An 834-nucleotide genomic window follows, 5' to 3' on the forward strand; every position below is an offset into this window, starting at 1 on the left:
GTAAACGGTAAATAGTGCGTCATAGAGTAAACAAAAACCGTCAAATGACGGTCCGTTGTGAATTATAGATTAGTCTGTTTTTTACATTCCTCCGGTAGCTTACCTGACCAAGGCAACAAATCTTCAAGAAAAGATAAGTTTGTATCATCTTCATGCTTTGGGATCTCACTCAGTAGATGTTTGAAGTACTGATACGGCTTAAGATTATTGGCCTTAGCAGTCTCAGCAATGCTGTAAGCGATGGCACTCGCTTTAGCACCATTGATCGTGTCAATTAAGTGCCAGTTATGTTTTCCAATGCAAAAGCCTCTTATCACCGATTCCGTAGCATTGTTATCAAGTGGTACATCCCCATGATCAAGAAATACTTTTAAATAGCGCTCTTGATTAAGGCAGTATAAAAGACCTTTGCCCGTTTCAGATTTTTCAGGGACTTCATTAACCTGTGATTTTGTCCATGCAAAGAAGGCCTCCACCTGAGGCTTCACGATGAGATGCCTTTGCCGTACGCGCTCCTCATTTGAGCACTCTGAAAGGTCATTGTCAAGTTTATAGATGGCAGCTATCTGCTTTAAAGCCTCATAGGCTAGGGTGCCTTTGGCTTTTTCTTCGCCTTGGGCTTTCACAACTTCTGCAAAGCGCCTTCGAGCATGACTCCAGCAACCTGCAACCGTCAGATTTTCACGTTCACTTTCCAGCGTGTGATAAACCTGATATCCGTCTGTCACGAGCACCCCAGAGTAATCCTTTAAGAACGTTCGGGGATGGTCTGCCTTTCTGGTTCGCTGGTATTCATACAAGATGATTGGTTGTTTATCGTACATTTTGCCTGTG

The 834-nt window shown here is 43.3% G+C and carries 1 protein-coding gene; it reads right to left on the bottom strand.

All coding sequences use genetic code 11. From position 1 onward, the window contains the following. Positions 1 to 62: 62 nt before the first annotated feature. A partial coding sequence (gene tnpC, locus ACYQ3Q_RS28305) for an IS66 family transposase (protein WP_459931724.1) occupies positions 63 to 834 on the bottom strand: 772 nt, incomplete at its 5' end.

It is taken from the genome of Desulfosporosinus burensis (genome assembly GCF_054657535.1).